Below are 17,217 nucleotides of genomic sequence, written 5' to 3' on the forward strand. Positions count from 1 at the left end.
TTAATTTGTTGAACCGTCGTCATGATCCTCGTCATTAGGATAGTAAACGGTCGTGTCTTCATTATCTTTAGCGTTGGATTCCTTAACGGAGTTAGCCGCTTGTTCGTGGCGTTCAGCTTCCTTGCGTTCTAATTCACGCTTAGCTTCTTCGAACGTTGCAGCTTTTTCGCTTGGAAATTCAGTGTCCGATTTCTTTTCCGGCATCTTACCAGTCTTGAACAAACTGAGAATTTGCTTTTCATCCAAGGTTTCGTACTTAAGCAAAGCTTCCGCAATAATCTTGTGTTGTTCACGATGCTCTTGGATAATCTTGCGAGCTTGTTCGTAACCTTCGGTAGTAAAGCGCCGAATTTCTTCGTCAATGGTTGCGGCAGTCTTTTCAGAGTATGCCGGTCCGCTTTCGCCGTAGTAGGATTGTCCAGGTGCAGCCAATTCTACTTGACCGATTTTATCACTCATCCCGTACTGCATAACCATTGAGCGGGCAATTTGCGTAGCTTGTTCGAAGTCATTTGAAGCTCCCGAAGATTGTTGATTGAAAATAATTTCTTCAGCAGCACGACCACCCATCAAACCAGCAATCTGTTCCATCGCGTCTTTCTTAGACATCAGCATTTGGTCTTCACGCGGTAGCATAATCGCATAACCACCTGCACGACCCCGCGGAACGATGGTAACTTTATGCACGACCCGGGCATCGTTGAGAACTAACCCAACAATGGTATGTCCAGCTTCGTGGTAAGCCACCGTTTGCCGTTCCTTCTTGCTGACCACCGCGTTCTTCTTCGCTGGTCCAGCAATTACCCGGTCTTCAGCTTCATCTAAGTCGGCTGCGTCGATAACCTTCTTATTACGCCGGGCAGCTAACAGCGCCGCCTCGTTAAGCAAGTTTTCCAAATCTGCCCCTACAAAACCAGGCGTTTGTTTAGCAATCTCAGCTAGGTCAACGTCGCTAGCAATTGGTTTGTTTTTTGCATGGACGTGTAAGATGGCTTCCCGACCATTAACGTCTGGCCGACCAACCAAGATCTTCCGGTCAAAACGACCTGGACGAAGCAACGCAGGATCCAATACGTCCGAACGGTTAGTAGCCGCCATGACGATTACCCCTTCGTTACCGGTAAATCCGTCCATTTCAACCAGCAATTGGTTCAAGGTTTGTTCACGTTCATCATGACCGCCGCCAGTGCCATTGCCCCGACGCCGTCCAACCGCATCAATTTCATCAATAAAGATGATCGATGGGGCGTTCTTCTTTGCTTGGTCAAACAAGTCCCGAACCCGGCTAGCACCGACCCCGACAAACATTTCTACGAAGTCTGAACCAGAAATTGAGTAGAACGGAACCCCGGCTTCACCAGCTACCGCTTTAGCCAGTAAGGTTTTACCTGTCCCGGGAGGTCCCTCAAGCAGAACCCCGGCTGGAATTCGAGCACCTAATTGCACGAACTTCCGTGGATCTTTTAAGAATTCAACTACTTCCACTAATTCTTGCTTTTCTTCTTCTTCTCCAGCTACGTCAGAGAAACGAACTTTATTGGCACTTTTATCTGCGGGTTTAACCTTCGATTTACCAAAGTTCATTACTCCCTTGCCAGCACCGCCTTGTCCGGCCTGACCCATCATCATGTAGAAAATGAAAATAAAGAAGATTAATGGCAATCCCGTTACGAGGAGTTGAACCCAGAAGCTACTCGATTCTTCTTCCTTAGTACTTACCTTTACCCCATCAGATGATGCAGTTTTGGTAATTTGGGAGACGGTCGAGTCATTCTGTAGTACCGAAGTTTGGAACCCGGTTACCTTACTAGATGAAACTGTTCCGGGGAATAACCCTGTGGCAGTATCATCCTCTTGCGCAGAACGATATTTACCAGTGATCTTATACACACCATTTGATGGCTGAATATCAAAACTTTTCACGTTGTCTTTTTTAAGCTGTGAAATAAACTCGCTTGACGAAATGGTGGAGGTTTGGTTGTTTCCACCCTTGCCCACTACCGCAGCGATAATTCCCATAATACTCAAAAAAACTACGATATAGAAAAGACTATTTTTAAACAGCCCATTTCTGTTATTTTTCATGTAGTTCCTCCTTGTAAGGCATCAAGACGCATTAATTTTAATCTTGACTGTTGTCGATATAATATCACATTTGACTAACTTTGACCAATGTTTTTACTTATAAATTTCCGGCTTTAAAACACCCACGTACGGTAAATTGCGGTAATAACCTTGGTAATCTAGCCCGTATCCGACCACAAATTCGTTTGGAACCGTAAAGCCCACGTAGTCTGCCGTAGCTTCCACATCGCGACCGGCAGGCTTATCCAAGAAGCTACAAATTTTAACACTCTTCGCGTTACGGGAATATAGTAAATCCATTACGTAGCGTAAAGTACGTCCAGTATCCACAATGTCTTCAATGATCAGCACGTCACGGCCACTAACATCTTCGGAGATATCGGTAATTAATTCAACTTTTCCGCTTGATTGAGTGCCGCCGTTATAACTAGACACGTCAATAAAATCGATCTGTGCATAACCATCAAATTCGCGGACCACGTCCGTTGTGAAAAACATGGCCCCCGTCAATACGCTTAAAATCAACGGGCGTTTGCCAGCATAATCCTTCGTCAATTGCTTACCTAAACGTTGGCAAGCTTCTTTTATATCTGCCTCACTGTATAAAACTTTGGCGATATCATTGTCCATGGGGACGTCCTCCAGTTCTATATTCCAAAATATATTGTGTTTGCGTTGCTAAGTAGGGTTCGGCTAACCATGCTTGTCTTAAACCGAGTACCCACAAAACCCTTTGGTCGCCGTCCACAACTGCCCAAAAATTCGCTCGCTGTTCACGAGGAACCTTTTGATCGATTAATTCCCGTCGAACGGTCTTATACTTGCCGTTTTTTAACCGTAACCGATCCTGGGGGGTTGCCTGACGAACAAAAAGCGGTTGCTTAAGCTGATTGTCACTCAACACCATTGCTCCGGCAACCGGTCCAGCAACGGAACGGTCGCTGATTCGAAATTGAGTACCCTCATCTAAAGTTAACCACTTGTTCAATGTTACCATATGCTTTTTAGCTTGTTCACTTTTTACGGTCTTTTTTTTGATTATTTGTAATAAATCGTACGTGATTTCCAGTACATAATCGTTACCTAAATCAATCGAGCCCTGCGCTAAATTAGTTTGATTAATAAATTCTAAAACTTCATCCAGCTTATTTTGTCCAATTGCCACTGCGGGACAAGACTCGCTGACCAACTGTTTTAACAGTTGTTTTTGCCATAATCGCGACTCCGCTTTGAACTTTGGTAACTGATATTGACTCCCCTGCCGGAGCTGCGCTAGTTTTTGTCGACTAATTTCTTTGATCAATTGGTCTTGTTCGGTAATCTCGGTTTGGTATTGTCCAATATGCTCCACCACGCGCGGATTTTCCGCTTGCAGGGCGGGCAGCAACTGATTACGCACCCGGTTACGCAAATAATCATCCTGTTGGTTAGTTTCATCTTCAAACCAAGTTAGGTGATTTTCCTGCGCAAGCGCTACTAAAGTCGGCTTGCTAATTTTTAAAAATGGCCGCACTAAACGCCCGGTCGCAAAAGACCGCTCCTCGGGAGTGCCGCGTAACTGGCTTAACCAACCTCCGCGCACCACTTGCATAAGGAAACTTTCAGCCTGTTCGGTAGCGTTATGAGCCGTCAAGAGGGTGTTTGCGTTGTACCGTTGCATCACCTTGGCAAAAAAATCATACCTAAACCGCCGAGCAGCAGCTTCCACTCCCGTATCGGGATGCAGTTCTCTAGGCCACTTAGTACTTACAAACGTCAGTCGTCGTTTTGCACACCATTGTCGCAAAAAATCCTCTTCTTGCACGCTTTGGGAACGCAACTGGTGGTTTACGTGGGCAATAATTAGCCGATTTTCAGCGAGATTAGTCGCTGCTAAAAGAGCGTTGATTAATACCGTGGAGTCCACTCCTGTCGAGACCGCTACGACCACCGGCGCTTGATTCAATTGATAATGGTCAACAATTTTTTCACCCAACGCCCTTAAACTAATCATTAGTTGCGCCGTCCACCGCGTCCGCCGCGTTTACCATCCGTATTTTTCTTAAGCATGGAAAGACGAGATTCGCTGTCCTTTAGAAAGCCCGATAGCATTTGGTCAAACGATTCGTTTGCGTTTGAATGATGCTGTTTTGCTTGGTGATTAGATTGATGATTGAATTGCCGGTCGTCTCGTGAATGATGGTATTCATGAGACTTCTTCGGTGCTGCTTGCGCCGGCCGCTCTACCGCCTTGCGGATGGACAAAGCAATCTTACCGTCGTCAGCAATCGAAAGTACCTTCACCGTAACCGAATCGCCTACCTTAAGTACGCTGTGAATATCCTTAACAAAACTATCAGAAACTTCACTGATATGAACTAAGCCAGACCGATGCTCCCCTAAATCTACAAAAGCTCCAAAATTAGTGATTCCAGAAACTTTCCCATCTACCTTAGTTCCAACTTCAATTGACATAAATCCGTATGTTCCTCCTAAAAAATTTAATGTCTAATTATACCATTTCTTACTAGTGGCTTGCGAGCTGTCGACCCGGAAAAATTTATTTTCAACGGCCGTGAAAAAAATTGGACATTGTTGAAAAATTTCAAGAAATTATACATTCGAAAACGGGTCATTTAACAAAAAAAGTGAAAAACAGGATTGGTTTTCAAAACCCTGCTTTTCACTTTTTAAAATGGCTATTCAATTTCCAATATTCTTTAGTTTAATCGTGTTTTATCCTTACTTGGCATCGTTAGGTAAGTTATATACCGTTTCACCTTTTTTAGTGTAGAAGTACTTTGCCCGGATTAACTTTTCCAAATAATTTTCATCATTCATTTGCTTAACCTTGTCTTTTAACTGGGCATTTTCATCCTTCATTTTTGTGTAGCGTGCCGATTCCACCGCAAGTTTGGCATTCACACTATTCTGAGACACCTTTGCGTGGACTATTTGGAACAAAAAGACCGCCGCAACCGCCGCAAAAACTCCTAAAATAACTAGGGCCCGTTTTTTCCGTGCCCGTGCATAAGGATTCGGTGCTCCGGTTGCCGTCCGGTAACTCATTTTGCTGTGATTTTTTTTCTGATGATGTTGATTATTTGCCATTGTTATATCCCCTTAATCACTTCCGATTATAACAACGCTTACCTAGCCTGTCCACGCATATTTACCAAGTTTTAAATTATTTTCTAAAATCTTGTTGATAGTTTTCAGAAATAATCGTATACATTCGTTCCGCATCGTCTTTTTTGGTTGTATCCAACAGCTGTTCTACCCGGATCACCAACGTTTTATTTCCAAAACGGATTTCAACTTGATCGTTAGGAACCACGTTTGATGAAGACTTTGCTACCTTATCATTGATTAAAATTCGGCCCTGGTCAGCAACTTCCTTTGCCAACGCCCGCCGTTTAATAATTCGCGAAACTTTTAAAAATTTATCTAGTCTCATTTAACTATCCTCTGTATTGTTCTTATTATTTTTTTGCCAAGGGGGATCGTCAACCACTCTCGGAGGGTGAAGACCCGATTAATTAGCACGAAACTTAGCCAAGTTAACGCACCAATTAGCGCTGCCACTGCCGTAATTAGCAAAGCAGCTCCCCGACTATCACTTGAAACCAACACTCGTAAAAATCCGGTGATTAGTTGCACAACGCCAAACATCACCGCGTTTCCAATCAACAATTTTAGTAAAAAGTGGTTTTCTAGGTAAACCCTCTTTAACAGCCGCACTGGTAACGCCCAACTCATCGCGCCAGCAATGATTACCAAACTAAGGACGGTTATCCAGCTTGCGCCAGTAATTGACCAGTGGCGGACCGCCCAACCGTTGCAAATCACCTTGACGCAAAGACCGGCCGCAATCGCCCAAAACGTCATCTTTAAGCGCCCCATGCTTTGTAAAACACTATTATTAACAAAAATCAACGCCGCCAAAATTACGCTAAGGTTATAAATTGCCAAAGCGCCCGAACCAGCGAAACTACCGAAGAGCAGCCGGTTGATAAACGGCATTAAAGCAATCATTCCCACGCTAGCTGCCGAGGAAATTGCCACCGCCACTCGGATTAGCGAAGTTGCCGAGCGATAAAAGGCCCCGGAATCACGTTTTTGCAAAGCTTCGGTCAACGAAGGCAATAACGTGGTCGCAAACGCGGTCGCGATTACCGTTCCGACTTGTACTAATGGCTGGGCGCGGTCGTAAACTCCTTTTAGAGCTTTTGCGGCGTCAGGTAACATTCCCGCCGCCACTAAATTATTTTTAACGGTAAACGAATCCACTAACTGAAGCAGGATAATCATCGCCGAAAGCAGGCAAATTAGCCCGCCTTCCACTACGAACCGTTTTCCTAAATCTTTAAATACGGACCATTGAAAGTGAGCGGTACCTTCATGCATGATCTTACGGATTACTGGTATAAAAAACCAGCTTGCAGCTACCGCGGCTACGGTAGAACTAGCCATCGCGTAAGCGCCCATTTTGTAAACCGACCAGTCTTGCTGCACCGTGATTATCGCCACCAAAATGATGATGCTTACCCGGACCACTTGTTCAACAACTTGGGATTTTGCCGTTGGAATAACGTTATAAATTCCTTGGTAGTATCCCCGTCCCGTTGCTAAAAACGGCATCAGCAAAAACATGGTTGCTACGACCCGGAGCATCGGCGCCAACTGACGGTCCCCCATTGCCTGAGCAATCGGCTGCGCGCCGCCAACCAGTATCAAAAACACCGTCGCGGAAAGCACCGTTAGGATCATTATGGAGTACTGGCCAAGTACTAATTTTCTTTTTTCATCAGGTTCTTCGGCAATGATTTTAGAAATAAAGTTGGGATACCCATTAAGCGCGAAGGTCATCCCAATTCCGTAAATCGGATAAATTTGTTGGTATACGTAAAAACCGGTGTTACCAACCAAATTTTGGAGAGGAATCCGGTAAACGGCGCTCAAAACCTTAGCGATAATCGCGGCAACCGATAGAATGAAGGCTCCCCGCATTGCTTTTTGCTCGGTTATTTTTTTCAAGTCGCTTCCTCACAGATATTCAGCTAATTTTTTAACGTAGCTCATTAGTTGCTCAAACCAATCTTGCTGCGTCATTTGCGGTTGAATAACTAACTTTATATGCATTTTATCATTTGATTCCGCCACTGTCGCTCGTAGTTTAGTAACCGATAGCGCGGCAAAGACGTTTTCACCGCTGATCTTCTGGCTTGCCGCCGAAGTTAAGGTGATGAACAAGTTGCCATTTTTCCGCTCGATTTTTTCTACCTGCGCAGCATCCGCGTGTAATTTAAGCTCGGTAATTTGAATCAAGTTGGCAACTTCGGTTGGGTATTCGCCAAACCGGTCAATCAAATCATCCACCACGTCCATCAAGCCATCAGTGGAATCAACTTGCCGAAGTCGTTTGTAAAATTCAATTTTTTGCTGTGAGTCTTCAATGTACGTACTTGGAAGAAAGGCTTCGATTTCCAAATCAATTTCACTATCAGAACGTTTGGGAACCTTCTTGCCCTGCTTTTGTTTAACTGCATCAGCCAGCATTTGCGAATACAAGTCGTATCCAACCGAATCAATGAACCCGTGTTGCTGTTTACCAAGTAAGTTACCCGCACCCCGAATCGAAAGGTCTCGCATGGCAATTTTAAAGCCGGACCCCAATTCGGTGAAGTCTTTAATGGCTTCCAAGCGTTTTTCACCCAACTCAGTCAAAACTCGGTCCTTTTGGTAAAGGAAGTACGCGTACGCAACTCGAGAGGAGCGCCCGATTCGTCCCCGCAGTTGATAAAGTTGGGAAAGTCCCATGTGATCGGCGTTTTCTACAAATAGGGTATTGGCGTTGGGAATGTCGATGCCGGTTTCAATAATCGTGGTCGTTACCAGCACGTCGTATTCGCCCTCAATGAAATCAAACAAAATATCTTCTAATTGTTTTTCGGTCATTTGTCCGTGAATGTAGGCAACCCGTGCTTCGGGAACCAGTGCCTCAATTTGGGCAACCACCTTTTCAATGTCTTGCACCCGATTGTGCAAAAAGAATACCTGACCGTCCCGCCGGATTTCACGCATAATTCCTTCGCGGATAATCCCGGCATTTTCTTCAACCACGTAGGTTTGAATCGGGTAACGGTTGGTTGGCGGAGTTTCAATTACTGAAAGATCACGCACCCCAATCATTGACATGTTTAACGTGCGGGGAATTGGGGTAGCAGTGAGGGTGAGGACGTCCACTTGGGAACGCAAAGCTTTAATCCGTTCTTTATGTTTCACCCCGAAGCGTTGTTCCTCATCAATCACTAACAGGCCTAAGTCCTTAAAGTGAACGTCCTTTGATAGCAGTCGGTGAGTGCCCACTACGATGTCAATGGTGCCGTCTTTCAGACCTGCTAAGGCTTCCTTAATTTGCGCGTTAGTTTGAAAACGAGACAGCATCGCGGTCGTAATTGGATAATCTCCAAAACGGTCGTTCATCGTGTCGAAATGTTGTTGCGCTAAAATTGTCGTCGGCACGAGAATCGCCACCTGCTTGCCACCCTCAATTGCCTTAAAAGCAGCTCGCAAGGCAACTTCGGTCTTCCCATAACCTACGTCGCCAACTAGCAGTCGGTCCATTGGCCGGGGCTTTTCCATGTCTTCCTTAACTTCTTTTATGGACCGTAATTGGTCAGGAGTTTCGGTGTAAGGAAAGTCATTTTCAAATTGTAATTGCAAATCGTCATCCGGCGGAAAGGCAAACCCCTTTTCGGCCTCCCGTTTGGCATATAGTTCAATTAAATCGTCCGCAATGTCTTCAATTTTAGAAGCAACGTGTTGCTTAGTCTTTGCCCAGTCGGATCCGCCCAGTCGGTTGATCTTCGGGCGCTTGCCTTCCGCCGCCACGTATTTTTGAACTAAATTAAGCTGGGTAACCGGAATGAAAAGCTGTCCGCTGCCCTGGTATTGGATGGTGAGGTAATCTTGGTGAACCCCATCAACTTCCATGGTGGTCATTCCCAAGTATTTACCAATCCCGTGATTGACGTGCACCACAAAATCTCCGGGCTTTAACTCGGTATAACTTTTTAACCGTTCCGCATTTTCAATGTGCTGTTGGCGCGGCCGCTTTTTGCGAACTTTGGCAAACAGTTCCTTTTCAGTAAGCACCACCATTTTGGCGTCGGGCATTTCAAACCCTTGTGAAAAGGATTGCCCAATAATGTTGACCGCCCCGGTAACTATCCGATCTGCCTGCACGATTCGTGATTCGATTTCAAAATCACGCAACGTGCTGGCAATTTTACTTTGCCGCTCTTTAGAATTGGCAAAAATCAAGACGGTGGCGTGCCGGCTCATCCACCGTTCCACTTCGCCCTTTAAAACGGGCATTTGGCCAAAGAATTCCTGAACCGCTCTGGTAGTAATTTCCGTTAGTTGGTCAAACTTAAGCCGGCCCATCCCCTTTTGAAACATCGATAAAAAGATTTGGGGCTGCTTTTTTTGCCGGATTAATTGGCGGATTTCTAAGCCTAACGGATCATTGTCTAACAAAACGTTGTTCTTTAACTGGTCGACAATCCAACTAGCCTCATTTTTTTGAATATCCAACTCCGCATCCAAAATCCGCGGGTAGTCGTCAACCACGAGCACCCCGTCAGCTAAATAATCGAGCAGCGAATTAGGCTTTGCGTAGAGTTGCTTAGTGTAGATAACGTCTTCTGGGATAATCTGGTGCTTTTGCCAGCGTTCCGTAACTTCCGCAATGTTTTGCTGTAAAAGTTCTTGGTTATCTTCATCCAGCCGTTTACGCGCTTGATGAACTTGTTTTTGTAACTTAGTGATTCCTTGATGGAATTGTTCTTCAGTCACAATCAGATCCGTCGCCGGTAAAATTTTAGTCTGGGTAATATTTTCGATACTGCGTTGGTTATTTTGGTCGAAAGTTCGAAGTGAATCTACCTCAACGTCAAAAAAGTCTACGCGCACCGGGACGTCCTGGTTAAGCGGAAAAATATCCACGATTGAACCGCGAACGGCAAATTCCGATTTCTTTTCTACCTGTTCGACCCGTTGGTATCCCAGTTGGACTAGCTGTTGAATTAGCTGTTGCGGGTCGTATTCTTCCCCCACGCTAATTTCTAGCTGGGCCTGCTTAACGTCTGCGGCCGCCGGGACCATTCGCCGAAAACCAGAAGCAGAGGTAACGTAAATTCCCCGTTGCTGATTGGCGAGGGCGTTTAAAAATCGCACCCGTGCCGTCCGGTAGTTGGGCGAACTGGTCGCCACCTCTGCCGCGATAATCTCTTCTGCTGGAAACCAGTAGGCCTGTAAGTCCAGTTGCCCTTCTGCTAACTCGTTATACAGTCGTTCCGCGTGTGCCAAGCTATCCGTTACCACTAAAATTGGTTGATTTTGTTTCTGTAATAACGCATTCAAAAACAATTGTTTGGCCGGTTCTAATAAACCGGTCACTAATTGACGGGTTTGCGCTCCTAAATTGCTAGTAACCTCAACAACTGCCTTGGTGTCTGCAAAAATTTTTTCAATATTCATACTTGCCCCACTAATTATATTGATTCATCAACTGACTAAATTCCGCGCCCGCTAGCCAGTCGTCGAGCGCCGCAATTGCGTTTTGTACGCCAATTTCAAAATCCGCTTTTTGTTCTTTAGTAAATCTTCCAAGCACATAATCCACCACTTTTTGGTGTGCTGGGTGTTCGATTCCCACCCGGAGCCGGCGAAACTTTTCGGTACCTAAGTGGGCAATCAAACTCTTAATCCCGTTATGCCCGCCTGCCGAGCCCTTTTGCCGCAAACGAATTTTCCCCACCGGCATGTCCATGTCATCATAAACCACGATCAAATCCGTTAATGCTAAGTCATAGTAGTCCATTAACGGACGCACCGCTCGCCCAGAATCGTTCATGTAGGTAGTTGGTTTCACTAATAAAACCTTTTCACCGTTTGAGAAAAATTCGCCAACCATGGCCTCGTGATGAATCTTAAAATGATCCACCCCATACTTTTTAGCTAGTGCGTCTACCACCATAAAGCCGGTGTTGTGCCGCGTTTGATCATATTCTTTTCCAATGTTTCCTAAACCAACAATCATTTTCATTATTTATCATCCTCATACGCAAAAATAGCTGAAAGGAATCCGCCCCTTCAGCTTGAGCTCGTTTTAAATAATCTTATCATATATCGCCACAAAAGCTTAGATATTACTTCTGTTCGCTCGGTAATTATTTTTGGCAAACTTATTTGTTTTCTGAAAATTAGGTCTCAACTTTCCCCTGTTAAAATGCTATAATACTTTGGTGGACCAAATATATAATCTAATAAATGAAGGGAATGGATATTATGTCTAATATTCAAAATCATCAAAAAGTTGTCCTCGTCGGTGACGGTGCCGTAGGTTCTAGTTACGCATTCGCGATGGCACAACAAGGAATCGCTGAAGAATTCGTCATTGTCGACGTTGTTAAGGATCGTACAGTTGGGGACGCATTGGACCTTGAAGATGCTACTCCATTCACAGCTCCAAAGAACATCTACTCTGGTGAATACTCAGACTGCAAGGATGCTGACTTAGTTGTTATCACAGCTGGCGCACCACAAAAGCCAGGTGAAACACGTCTTGACCTTGTTAACAAGAACTTAAACATCCTTTCAACAATTGTTAAACCAGTTGTTGATTCTGGTTTTGATGGTATCTTCCTTGTTGCTGCTAACCCAGTTGATATCCTTACTTACGCAACATGGAAATTCTCTGGCTTCCCTAAGGAAAAAGTTATCGGTTCAGGTATCTCACTTGACACAGCTCGTTTGCGCGTAGCTCTTGGTAAGAAATTCAACGTTAGCCCAGAATCTGTAGATGCTTACATCTTAGGTGAACATGGTGACAGTGAATTTGCTGCTTTCTCATCAGCTACAATCGGTACAAAGCCATTGCTTGAAATCGCTAAAGAAGAAGGCGTTTCAACTGACGAATTGGCTGAAATCGAAGACAGCGTACGTAACAAAGCTTATGAAATCATCAACAAGAAGGGTGCTACATTCTACGGTGTTGGTACTGCATTGATGCGCATTTCTAAAGCAATTCTTCGCGACGAAAACGCCGTATTGCCTGTTGGTGCATACATGGACGGCGAATATGGTTTGAACGACATTTACATTGGTACTCCTGCAGTTATCAATGGCCAAGGTCTAAACCGCGTTATCGAAGCACCACTTAGCGATGACGAAAAGAAGAAGATGACTGACTCAGCAACTACTTTGAAGAAGGTTCTTACTGACGGTCTAAACGCTCTTGCTGAAAAACAAGACAAATAATCATTAAATTTATCAACGAAAGCACCGGTTGCAACCGGTGCTTTTTTGTACCCTCTTTTTACGTCCCTTCCCCAAACAGCTTGTACTAAAATCAGTTAATTGTGCAAATATTGGTGTCAAACCCAGATTTTTTTGTTAAGATTCGCATAGTAGACTTGATATATTCGAAATATTACAGTAATGTTACAGAAGAAAGCAAAAGTAAAGAATTAAATCATCTGGGGGAAGTACTATGCAACAACGCAAACATCAGCACCAGCAGCCACACCATTCTAAGATCGCCATCACAATCGGCGCGGTGGTTATCTTAGGGTTGGGCTACGCTGGAATGGCCTACCATTATAAATCTAGTAGCACCTTCATGCCAAATACAACGGTAGCAGGTACTAACGTGGGCGGAAAAAACGCCACCCAAGCACAGCAACTAATTGAAAAACACTTAAGTAATCAAAAATTAAATTTAACTGCTAACGGCAAAGTTGTTAAAAAAGTTAGCCTAGCTGACGCTGGACTTAACTCAACCAGTCGGCAATCCATCACCAGCGCAATTAAGTCGCAGAACCCTTGGACGTGGCCTCTTCAGTTAATGGACGTGGCTAACGCGGCTGACACTCCTAGTGTTAACCTTGATCAAGCGGGGACTAAAAAACTAAATGCTTACGCGCAGACCGCTGCCGACCAGCTGAACCAAAAGTTAAACTCCAGCACCAATTCAACTGGTCACGTAGTTAGCCCTGAAATTTTGGCACAACAAATCCAGGCTAGCACGGCTAAAGGCGCTCACGAGCTAGATTTAAAGAACACCTATTACTCTAAGAAAAACAACGCGGCCCAAGTCAAGTTGCAACGCATCCAGGCGGAAAACGAAAAAATCACTTACGATGTGAACGGCAACACCGTCGTAATTCCTCAAGCGACTCTGAAGAGTTGGCTTAAAGTTAAGACTGATGCTCAAGGTCAGCAAAAATTAAGCGTTGATCAATCTAAGGTGAAGGCTTATTTAGCAGATTTAAACCAAAAATACGCTACTTATGGTGCGGACGTGACCTTCAACAGTACTAAGCGCGGTACCCAAACCGTTAAAGATGGCATTTTTGGCTGGTCAATCAATACCACGGCTGATGCGGCCAACTTGAGTACCAACATTCTCAAGGGGGCAAGTTTCACCCAGAAAGCCACCATCGTTGGCTCCGGACAGTCTTTGAAAAAGGGCGAACTCGGAACCACGTACGTGGAAGTTGATAAAACTAACCAACACATGTGGTACTACAAAGATGGTAAACTACAAATTTCTACCGACGTGGTAACTGGAAAACCATCGGGTGGCAATACTACGCCTACGGGAGTCTTTTACGTTTGGAATAAACAGCGTAACGCAACGCTGCGTGGTAAAAATGACGACGGCTCTAACTATGCATCACCCGTGAACTACTGGATGCCAATTGATTACACCGGGGTCGGTCTTCACGACGCTTCTTGGCAACCTAAATTTGGTGGCGATTGGTACAAGACCCATGGTTCACACGGCTGTGTCAACACCCCACCCGCAACGATGAAAAAATTATTCGAAGCTGTCCCAGTTGGAACTCCGGTAGTGGTATTCTAACGTCTTAATCTATGCTATTATTAAAAACAGATTAAGATATGGAGGGTAATCCATAATGTTATTAAAATCAATGGTTAAACCCAAGCAACGCCTAACTACCGTTCAAGAAGATGCCACGCTCGAAGAGGCACTTAAAATTTTAGAAGATTCAGGTTTTCGCTGTGTCCCCATTTTGGATAAAACAGGACGGCTCTTTCGCGGAAATATTTACAAAATGCACATTTATCGGCATAAGTCGCGGGGCGGCTCAATGCAAGACCCGGTGACTAGTTTACTGAAAAACGCGACCAAGTACATTAACTTGAGTGCCGCGTTTTTCACCGTATTTTTTACCATCAAGGACTTGCCATACATTACCGTTTTAGACGATAATAACTATTTTTACGGGATCTTGACCCATGCCCGACTATTAGACGCCCTTTCCCAATCTTGGAACACTAACGTAGGAAGTTACGTAATCACGGTGGTTTCTAGTGACGAACGTGGCGATTTAGCCACTAGTGCAAAGATCATTACGAAGTACACCTCCATTGCGAGCGTTATTACTTTGGATTCCAACGAAGACGAATTAATTCACCGAACGTTATTCACTTTACCGGCGGGAGTACCGCCTAAAAAGTTGCAGCGTATTATTAGCAATCTAGAACGGAAAGGCTTTAAAGTTCCGGAAGTCGAAGACTTGCAGTCGCACCGCCTTGCTTAAGTTTATAGGCATCAACTAAAAAAAGAGCGTGCCAAAATAAAAACGATTCATGAGGAAGTTTTACCTCATGAACCGTTTTTTGTTTAAAGACTTTTGTCACAGCCTCTTTTTAATTTACAACGACCATTGAATTTCCAATAGTCTTTTATGTATTCGCCACCAAGCCCAGACTAACTTTAAGGGCTTCGTTGACGAGTTTCATTTTTTGGCCGTCCAGACGGCCAATTCGATCATGTAGACGTTGTTTATCAATTGTTCGAATCTGTTCCATTAAGATTACCGAAGCCCGTGGATTACCGGCTTCGCCTGCACGAATGGCAACGTGGGTGGGCATCTTCGGTTTAGTAATTCTAGTCGTAATGGCTGCAATGATTACCGTCGGACTGTAGTGATTCCCAACGTTATTTTGAATCACTAAAACCGGACGCATTCCCCCTTGTTCAGAACCAACAACTGGTGACAAGTCTGCATAGAACAAATCGCCGCGTTTTACCTTGGATTCGTCCACAGTGCCACCCCATATTCAATCTATTAATTTAATCACTACTTAACACGTTAAATACGTGTTCTTCACAAGCCGCCTCGCAGGACGTAAAATCCTGGGTAATCTTGGCGTTAATGTCCGCCATTTGTTGGTAGCCCGCCTTTAAGAGCTCCAAATGTTCTGCAGCATGACGCTCAAAAAAAGCATGAATCAACTGGTCACTTACCCCAGTGGGTTCAACTTCAAACATTTCACAATAAATCTCTTTTTCAACAGATATATCCCTTAGTTGATTACTCATTAGGCTCGCTCTCCTGTATTCCTGATTATTACTTTCATTCTACCATCAATGAAATTATTTTACTATATCATTATTCTTATAGACCCGCGGGAGCCGCTCCGTAAAGCCACATGTGATTTCATAATTAATTGTTCCAACATAATCAGCAATGTCCGTCATGCTAATACTTTTCCCTTGCGATTGCCCCGCTAAAATTACCGGGGTCCCCGCCGGATATTCATGCGGAAGGCGAATCATTAACTGGTCCATGCAAACACGGCCCACGATTTCACAAAAATGCCCGTCAACTAACACATGGAACCCTTGTAAACAGCGTGGATACCCATCGGCATAGCCAATTGGAATCGTCCCAATCCATTCGTCTTGTTCAGCAGTGTAAGTTGCTCCATAGCTTACCGAACGCCCCTTTTTCAACAACTTAGAAAATGAAAGCCGGGACTCTAACGTCATGGCTGGCTGCAAATCATAAGGAGGTTCCAAAACGGTTCCGGACGGATTCATTCCATAAATCCCGACCCCAAACCGAATCAAGTTACCGTTGCAAGCTGCGTGCCACAGACTAGTAGCCGTATTAGAAACGTGAACGTAGCGAGGCTTTTCTGGCAAAGTGTCCACTAATTTATGAAAACGGTCCACTTGGAGATTGAAATAAGTGGGATCCTTTTCATCCGCGGTTGCAAAGTGTGTAAATACACCTTCAAAAACAAAACGCGGATCTTTGATGAGCAATTCCGCCGCCTGGTTAAGACCGTCTGACTCTTGGAAACCAATCCGTCCCATTCCAGTGTCTAACGCTAAATGAACCTTTAACGGATGTTCTGCCGTTAACTGGGGAGCCGCCTTAGTCAACCACTCCACGTCTCCCACGGTCAAAGAAACGTTCTTTTCAGCAGCCAAGGCCGCCCACTTTACGTTAGTGATTCCTAAAACTAAGATTGGTTCGGCAAAGCCCGCCTCTCGTAGAGTCAGTGCCTCGTCTAAAATTGCCACGCAAAAACCAGTGGCGCCCGCTTGTTCAGTATACCGGGCCACCGGAATCAAACCATGACCGTACGCATCCGCCTTGATCACGGCAAATAACTCGCTTTGATGATCTAAACGTTCAATTTCCTTTTTTACATTTTGCCGAATTGCCGCCGCATCGACTACTAGTCGACTTGCGCGATGCCATCCTTCAACCATTGTTAATCCCCCTCTAAGATTACCTGTGTTACGACATGGTGTTTTGAATGCGAAATCGACACGTGCGCAACTCCTGCAAACGGGTGGTTGCTAATTACTGGTCGACCGTTGTCGTCATACTCAACTTCAATATCTTGAAAATTAAGCTTTTTTCCTAATCCCGTACCGTATGCTTTACTATAGGATTCTTTAACTGAAAAATGGCCAGCTAAAAATTCGTACGCTCGCTGACCGCTTTTACCTGCCAATTCGGCTTGTTCTTTATCTGTTAACACTTTCTTGATAAAAGACGTTGGATTGTGTAACGCTTTAAATCGATCAATGTTGGTAATGTCGATGCCAATTCCGTAAATCATGTGTATCCTCCCATTGTCGTCATTTATTGTATCAAACTTACCTTTGAAAAAACATCCCATCTTAAGCCCATCATGGCAAGCTTTACATACTAAACGGCTTTTTCAACTACCCCCACTAGCCCTAAGCTAAATTGGTAAAGTTTTTCTAAAACTGTGAAAACAAAAAATGAGGCCTGAAATCAAAGCTCCAGTAAC

16 protein-coding genes are annotated in these 17,217 nt (G+C 44.5%); 3 read left to right on the forward strand and 13 right to left on the reverse strand.

All coding sequences use genetic code 11. The features are described 5' to 3' along the window. The 9 genes from ftsH to pth all read right to left on the reverse strand — a co-directional run bounded on the left by ftsH (position 1) and on the right by pth (position 11,176). Positions 1-2,085: an ATP-dependent zinc metalloprotease FtsH gene (gene ftsH, locus NL111_RS08335; protein ID WP_002829754.1), complete on the reverse strand. Its 2,085-nt coding sequence runs from the start codon at positions 2,083-2,085 to the stop codon at positions 1-3. Between the two features lie 93 nt (positions 2,086-2,178). Then, entirely contained in the window at positions 2,179-2,715 is a 537-nt protein-coding gene (gene hpt, locus NL111_RS08340) for a hypoxanthine phosphoribosyltransferase (RefSeq protein ID WP_002832405.1), read from the reverse strand. Then, positions 2,705-4,078 carry a tRNA lysidine(34) synthetase TilS gene (gene tilS / locus NL111_RS08345; protein ID WP_285110149.1) on the reverse strand — a complete coding sequence of 458 codons (1,374 nt, stop codon included), beginning with the start codon at positions 4,076-4,078 and terminating at the stop codon, positions 2,705-2,707. The genes hpt and tilS overlap by 11 nt, the downstream gene beginning before the upstream one ends. Then, a complete protein-coding gene (locus NL111_RS08350) occupies positions 4,078-4,539 on the reverse strand; it encodes a S1 domain-containing RNA-binding protein (protein ID WP_002829752.1) in 462 nt (153 codons plus the stop codon). Before NL111_RS08350 ends, tilS begins: the two co-directional genes overlap by 1 nt. 267 nt (positions 4,540-4,806) lie before the next feature. After that, on the reverse strand, positions 4,807-5,175 hold the full coding sequence (locus NL111_RS08355) for an FtsB family cell division protein (protein ID WP_058121356.1): 369 nt from the start codon (positions 5,173-5,175) through the stop codon (positions 4,807-4,809). 76 nt (positions 5,176-5,251) lie between these two features. Next, entirely contained in the window at positions 5,252-5,521 is a 270-nt protein-coding gene (locus tag NL111_RS08360; protein ID WP_002829750.1) for an RNA-binding S4 domain-containing protein, read from the reverse strand. After that, complete coding sequence (locus NL111_RS08365; protein ID WP_285110150.1) at positions 5,518-7,101, reverse strand: putative polysaccharide biosynthesis protein; 1,584 nt, start codon at positions 7,099-7,101, stop codon at positions 5,518-5,520. Before NL111_RS08365 ends, NL111_RS08360 begins: the two co-directional genes overlap by 4 nt. A gap of 9 nt (positions 7,102-7,110) precedes the next feature. Beyond that, positions 7,111-10,608: a transcription-repair coupling factor gene (gene mfd, locus NL111_RS08370; RefSeq protein WP_285110151.1), complete on the reverse strand. Its 3,498-nt coding sequence runs from the start codon at positions 10,606-10,608 to the stop codon at positions 7,111-7,113. A gap of 10 nt (positions 10,609-10,618) precedes the next feature. Beyond that, positions 10,619-11,176, reverse strand: a complete 558-nt coding sequence (gene pth / locus NL111_RS08375; RefSeq protein WP_004166161.1) for an aminoacyl-tRNA hydrolase — start codon at positions 11,174-11,176, stop codon at positions 10,619-10,621. Positions 11,177-11,418: 242 nt separating this feature from the next. Here pth and NL111_RS08380 point away from each other — a divergent pair, with 242 nt between their 5' ends. The 3 genes from NL111_RS08380 to cbpA all read left to right on the forward strand — a co-directional run bounded on the left by NL111_RS08380 (position 11,419) and on the right by cbpA (position 14,699). After that, complete coding sequence (locus NL111_RS08380; protein ID WP_002829746.1) at positions 11,419-12,390, forward strand: L-lactate dehydrogenase; 972 nt, start codon at positions 11,419-11,421, stop codon at positions 12,388-12,390. 232 nt (positions 12,391-12,622) lie between these two features. Further along, on the forward strand, positions 12,623-13,996 hold the full coding sequence (locus NL111_RS08385; RefSeq protein WP_002832412.1) for a L,D-transpeptidase family protein: 1,374 nt from the start codon (positions 12,623-12,625) through the stop codon (positions 13,994-13,996). Between the two features lie 55 nt (positions 13,997-14,051). After that, positions 14,052-14,699: a cyclic di-AMP binding protein CbpA gene (cbpA, locus tag NL111_RS08390; protein WP_002829744.1), complete on the forward strand. Its 648-nt coding sequence runs from the start codon at positions 14,052-14,054 to the stop codon at positions 14,697-14,699. 145 nt (positions 14,700-14,844) lie between these two features. Here the strand turns inward: cbpA and NL111_RS08395 are convergent, their stop codons facing one another. Genes NL111_RS08395 through acpS form a run of 4 tightly spaced genes read right to left on the reverse strand, consistent with a single transcriptional unit; the run spans position 14,845 to position 17,022 of the window. Next, entirely contained in the window at positions 14,845-15,207 is a 363-nt protein-coding gene (locus NL111_RS08395) for a type II toxin-antitoxin system PemK/MazF family toxin (RefSeq protein WP_002832413.1), read from the reverse strand. A 28-nt stretch (positions 15,208-15,235) separates the two neighbouring features. Further along, positions 15,236-15,484: a hypothetical protein gene (locus NL111_RS08400; protein WP_002829742.1), complete on the reverse strand. Its 249-nt coding sequence runs from the start codon at positions 15,482-15,484 to the stop codon at positions 15,236-15,238. A 54-nt stretch (positions 15,485-15,538) separates the two neighbouring features. Next, complete coding sequence (gene alr / locus NL111_RS08405) at positions 15,539-16,666, reverse strand: alanine racemase (protein WP_002832414.1); 1,128 nt, start codon at positions 16,664-16,666, stop codon at positions 15,539-15,541. Positions 16,667-16,668: 2 nt separating this feature from the next. Continuing rightward, positions 16,669-17,022, reverse strand: coding sequence for a holo-ACP synthase (acpS, locus tag NL111_RS08410; protein WP_002829739.1), 354 nt, complete (start codon positions 17,020-17,022; stop codon positions 16,669-16,671). Positions 17,023-17,217: the final 195 nt, after the last annotated feature.

This window comes from Pediococcus sp. AC40 (genome assembly GCF_030252485.1).
Classification (GTDB): domain Bacteria; phylum Bacillota; class Bacilli; order Lactobacillales; family Lactobacillaceae; genus Pediococcus; species Pediococcus acidilactici.